The organism is Polaromonas sp. (genome assembly GCF_030682935.1).
Lineage (GTDB): Bacteria > Pseudomonadota > Gammaproteobacteria > Burkholderiales > Burkholderiaceae_C > Polaromonas.
Genome location: NZ_JAUXNA010000097.1, coordinates 1 through 4940 on the forward strand (window position 1 = coordinate 1; position 4940 = coordinate 4940).

Below are 4940 nucleotides of genomic sequence, written 5' to 3' on the forward strand. Positions count from 1 at the left end.
ATCCAGCCGGTGGTTTTGCCCAGGCCTGCGCCCAGCTTGCCGGGCTTGCGTTGCAGCAGCGTGATCTGGCGCTCGGGCGGGGTGCTGCGGGGCTTGACCACGCCACCGCGCACCTGGCCGGGGTCTGCCACGCCCCATTCGGCCAGCCAGGCGGGAAGGTCGAGTGCGGTGGAGTGGCCGGGCGCAGTGACCAGAAACTCGGCCACGTCAAAGCCGATGCCGCCCGCGCCTATCAGCGCCACGCGCGGGCCGACCGGCTGGCGGCCCAGCAGCACGTCGATGTAGCTCAGCACCTTGGGATGCTCCTGCCCGGGGATGCGCGGGTCTCTGGGTTTGACGCCGGTGGCCAGAATGACTTCGTCGAACTTTTCGGCCAGCAGGCCGGCGGCCTCGATGCGCGTGTTCAGGCGCAGCGTGACGCCTGTTTTTTCGATGCGCTGGCCGAAGTAGCGCAGTGTTTCTGAAAACTCTTCCTTGCCGGGCACACGTCTGGCCAGGTTGAACTGCCCGCCGATCTCCCCGGCCGCGTCGTACAGTGTGACATCGTGGCCGCGCTCGGCCAGCGTGGTGGCGGCGGCCAGACCGGCAGGGCCGGCACCAATGACCGCCATGCGCTTGCTGGCGGGGGCGATGCGGATGACGAGTTCGGTCTCGTGCCCGGCGCGCGGGTTGACGAGGCAGCTCGCCAGTTTGCCCTTGAAGGCGTGGTTCAGACAGGCTTGGTTGCAGGCGATGCAGGTATTGATTTCGCTGCTGCGGCCCTGCGCGGCCTTGTTGACGAACTCGGGGTCGGCCAGAAAGGGGCGGGCCATGCTGACCATGTCGGCGCAGCCGTCGGCCAGCACCTGCTCGGCGATTTCGGGCATGTTGAGCCGGTTGCTGGTGATCACAGGAATCATCACGCCAGCGGCGCGCAACTCGGTGCGCAGTTTTTGGGTGACCCAGGTGAAGGCGCCGCGCGGCACCGAGGTGGCAATCGTGGGCACGCGGGCTTCATGCCAGCCAATGCCGCTGTTGATCAGGGTGGCGCCTGCCGCTTCGACGGCTTTGGCGAGCAGCACGACTTCTTCCCAGCTGCTGCCATCCGGGATCAGGTCGATCAGCGAGAGGCGGTAGATCAGGATGAAGTCGGGCCCGACCGCTTCGCGGGTGCGCCGGACAATCTCGACCGCCAGGCGCATGCGGTTGGCGTAGCTGCCGCCCCAGTCGTCGGTCCGGCGGTTGGTGTGGGTCACCAGGAACTGGTTGATCAGATAGCCTTCGCTGCCCATGATCTCGACGCCGTCGTAGCCGGCCTCCCGCGCCAGCTGGGCGCAGCGGACGAAGGCGCGAATCTGCCGTTCAATGCCGCGCGCGCTGAGTTCACGCGGTGTAAAGGGGGAAATAGGACTCTGGATGCGCGAGGGCGCCACGCACAGCGGGTGGTAGCCGTAGCGGCCGGTGTGCAGGATCTGCAGCGCGATCTTGCCGCCTTCCAGATGCACCGCATCGGTGACCTGTTGGTGGCGGCGCGCTGCGCCCGAGGTGAGCAGCATGCCGGCAAAGGGTTTGGTCCAGCCCGCGATGTTGGGCGCAAAGCCGCCTGTGACCATCAGGCCGACCCCGCCGCGCGCCCGCTCCGCAAAATAGGCGGCCATGGCCGGAAAGTGCTTGCGTCCATCTTCCAGGCCGGTGTGCATGCTGCCCATCAGTACCCGGTTTTTAAGGGTGGTAAAGCCCAGGTCCAGCGGCGCCAGCAGGTGCGGATAGGGACGGGAAGTGGAGGAAGTCGTGGTGGCCAAGTGCAGTCTCCGGGTCGGGTTTGCCTGCATGGTAGTCGCAGGCAGCGGCGTTCGACACGGCTTGCGGCAATCCAGGGGACAGGCCCTACCGCGCCTGCGGGCAAACCCTGAAAAGCCTGCCAGCCCATAAATTTGCTATAAAAATAATAGCCAACAAGTCCCGTTTTAATTGGGCTATCGGCACTTTTTGATCGCATTTGCGGCTTCGGCGACCAAGGCCGGGCCTTTGTAGATCAGGCCGGTATAAATCTGCACCACGTCGGCGCCGGCCTTGATTTTGGACACCGCGTCCGCACCGCTCATCACACCGCCCACGCCAATGATGGGAAAGCCTTTGCCCAGCGCGGCGCGCAGCTGGCGGATCACGCGGTTGCTGGCTTCGAGCACGGGCGCGCCGCTCAGCCCGCCGGCTTCTTCGGCATGGCGCAGGCCCTTGACGGCGTCGCGGCTCAGGGTGGTGTTGGTGGCCACCACGCCGTCCATGGCGTGACGCTGGAGGGTGGCGGCAATCACCTCGATCTGGGCATCATCCAGGTCGGGGGCAATCTTGACGAAAATCGGCACCCGTTTGCCGTACTGGCTGGCCAGGGCTTCGCGCCGCTCGGCGATGCGGCCCAGCAGGGCGTCCAGCGCCTCGTCGCTTTGCAGCGCGCGCAGGTTCTTGGTGTTGGGGCTGGAGATGTTGACGGTGACGTAGTCGGCATGCGGGTACACGCCGTCCAGACAGATCAGGTAGTCGTCCACTGCATTTTCAATCGGCGTGGCGGCGTTCTTGCCGATGTTCAGGCCGAGCAGCAAGGCGTTTTTAGCACCTTGCTTTCGCACGTTTGACTTCTGCACATTGGCCAGAAAGGCATCCAGCCCGTCATTGTTGAAACCCAGTCGGTTGATGAGCGCATTCGCTTCGGGTAGCCGGAACATGCGCGGCTTGGGGTTACCGGGCTGGGCCTTGGGCGTGACGGTGCCGACTTCGACAAAGCCGAATCCCATGGCGGCCAGGCCGTCAATGCAACGGGCATTTTTGTCCAGACCCGCAGCCAGGCCTACGCGGTTGGGAAACTTCAGTCCTGCCAGCTCGATCGGGTCGCCAACCCGGCTGGTGCAATAGGCCATCTGCAGCGGGGTGCCCTGGGTGCGCGCCAGCGAAGCCATCGTCAGTTCGTGGGCGGTTTCGGGGTCGAGCCCAAATAAAAAAGGACGGGCCAGGGCGTAGGGGAGCAGGGACATTGGATAATTCGGGCAGATGGCTATGGATTGTGCGGCTTGGGCAGGCACTTAAGCCCGCAAGACATGAGCTTTGATTGTCGCAAAAACAACCTGACTTCCTCAATAAAACCCAACATGACACAAGACGAACTCAAAACACTGGTCGGCCAGGCCGCCCTGCATTACGTGGAACCCGGAAGCATTGTCGGCGTCGGTACCGGCTCTACCGTCAACAAATTCATCGACGCGCTGGCGACGATGAAGGACCGCATTGCCGGGGCGGTGTCGAGTTCGGTGGCGTCTACTGAACGCCTGCACGCGCTGGGCATCAAGGTATTTGACGCCACGGAAGTGGATGAATTGGCGGTGTATATCGACGGCGCGGACGAGATCGACCACGCGGGCCACATGATCAAGGGCGGCGGTGCGGCCTTGACGCGTGAAAAAATCGTGGCGGCGCAGTCGCGCCAATTTGTCTGTATTGCGGACGAGTCCAAGCTGGTGCAAACGCTGGGTAATTTCGCTGTGCCGGTGGAAGTGATTCCCATGGCTGAAAAACGCATTGCACGCCAGTTTGCGGCCTTGGGCGGCACGGCGACCTTGCGGCTCAAGGAGGGCGCGCCCCTGGTCACCGACAACGGCCAGCATATCCTGGACGTGACGGGCCTGAAGATCAGCGACCCGCTCGCGTTTGAGTCCCAGGTCAACCAGTGGCCGGGTGTAGTGACCGTGGGTGTATTTGCTTTTCAGAAGGCCAGCGTGTGCCTGCTGGGCACATCGGGTGGCGTCAAAACTTTAGTGTTTTAAGCGGGCGCCCTGCGTCTTGAATGCGGCTTAAAACCTGATGCCCGCCGGGTTGTTGGCGGGTTGTGCGGCGCGCGGGGCCGGGCGTGGATTTGCGCTAGCGGCTGGCGCTGCATCTGCCGCCGGCGCGGCGGGCGCTGCAGCGAGGCGCACCAGCGGCGTGGGTGATGGGAGGCGGTAGTTGGGAGGCAATGCCGATGACGGCGGATAGCCAGCGGCATTCAGGAATTGCGTCCACTCTGCATCCGAGAACCCCTTGAGCTGCTGGCTTCCAATCGTCATGAAGGGCAGCGAATTGTCGCCACTCAAACGCCGGAGCGCCTCGGTATCTTCATTGGTGGTGACCGTTTTTTCACTGAACGGAACCCCCCGGCTGGTCAGCAGCGAGCGGCCTGCGCCGCAAGGCGCGCAATTGTCGCCGGTGTACAAGGTGACCGGGTATTTGGTGGCGACCTGCCGCAACTCGAAAGGCAGGCCCGCCGAGGCGCTGCCTCCCGTGGAACTGGCATTGGCAGTACTGACTTTGGCTTCGCTGGCGGGCGACGGTGGCTTGTCAGAGAAGGTTACCTTGCCATCCGGTCCTACGATGCGGTAAACCGTCTGGGCCTGTGCCGCAGGCGACAAGAGACTGGCTGCCAAAACAATCAGGGCGTTGAGCGTCAAAAATCTAACGGCGTTTGATCTCATGGTTTTCCAGTCGTCTTGAATACAGGTTTTTTTTTCACACTTTCAAGCCATGCCCTGATGGCGCAGCAAGGCGTCAATGGACGGCTCGCGGCCCCTGAAGGCTTTGAACGACTCCATGGCAGGTCGGCTTCCGCCTGCTTCGAGGATGGCCTGCCGGTATTTTCTGCCAGTTTCCACGGTCACGGTCGTCTTGCGGGCGTCTTCGCCAGCACCTGCCGATGAGGCCGCTGCTGCGGTTTCTTCAAACGCGGCATAAGCGTCAGCCGACAGCACTTCAGCCCACTTGTAGCTGTAATAGCCGGCCGCATAGCCGCCCGAAAAAATGTGGCTGAAGGTATGGGCGGTGCGGCTGTAGGCCGGGGCCGAAATCACCGCCGTTTCCTTGCGCACTTCGTTGAGCAGGCCCATCAGGTCATCCGATGGGTTGTGCGAGGTATGCAAGAGCATGTCAAACAGCGAAAA

At 63.2% G+C, this 4940-nt stretch carries 5 protein-coding genes; 1 reads left to right on the forward strand and 4 read right to left on the reverse strand.

Going from position 1 to position 4940, the window contains the following annotated elements; genetic code table 11:
- Positions 1-1688: NADPH-dependent 2,4-dienoyl-CoA reductase (locus tag Q8K05_RS04040; protein ID WP_305245244.1), on the reverse strand; the 1688-nt coding region annotated here is incomplete at its 3' end.
- 267 nt (positions 1689-1955) lie between these two features.
- Positions 1956-3008 carry a quinone-dependent dihydroorotate dehydrogenase gene (locus Q8K05_RS04045; RefSeq protein WP_305245240.1) on the reverse strand — a complete coding sequence of 351 codons (1053 nt, stop codon included), beginning with the start codon at positions 3006-3008 and terminating at the stop codon, positions 1956-1958.
- 114 nt (positions 3009-3122) lie between these two features.
- Here Q8K05_RS04045 and rpiA point away from each other — a divergent pair, with 114 nt between their 5' ends.
- On the forward strand, positions 3123-3794 hold the full coding sequence (gene rpiA / locus Q8K05_RS04050) for a ribose-5-phosphate isomerase RpiA (RefSeq protein WP_305245241.1): 672 nt from the start codon (positions 3123-3125) through the stop codon (positions 3792-3794).
- 27 nt (positions 3795-3821) lie between these two features.
- Here rpiA and Q8K05_RS04055 read toward each other — a convergent pair whose 3' ends face one another.
- Both Q8K05_RS04055 and Q8K05_RS04060 read right to left on the reverse strand, forming a co-directional pair.
- Positions 3822-4478, reverse strand: a complete 657-nt coding sequence (locus Q8K05_RS04055; RefSeq protein ID WP_305245242.1) for a glutaredoxin family protein — start codon at positions 4476-4478, stop codon at positions 3822-3824.
- A gap of 42 nt (positions 4479-4520) precedes the next feature.
- The coding region (locus Q8K05_RS04060; RefSeq protein WP_305245243.1) for a M3 family metallopeptidase at positions 4521-4940 on the reverse strand (420 nt) is incomplete at its 5' end.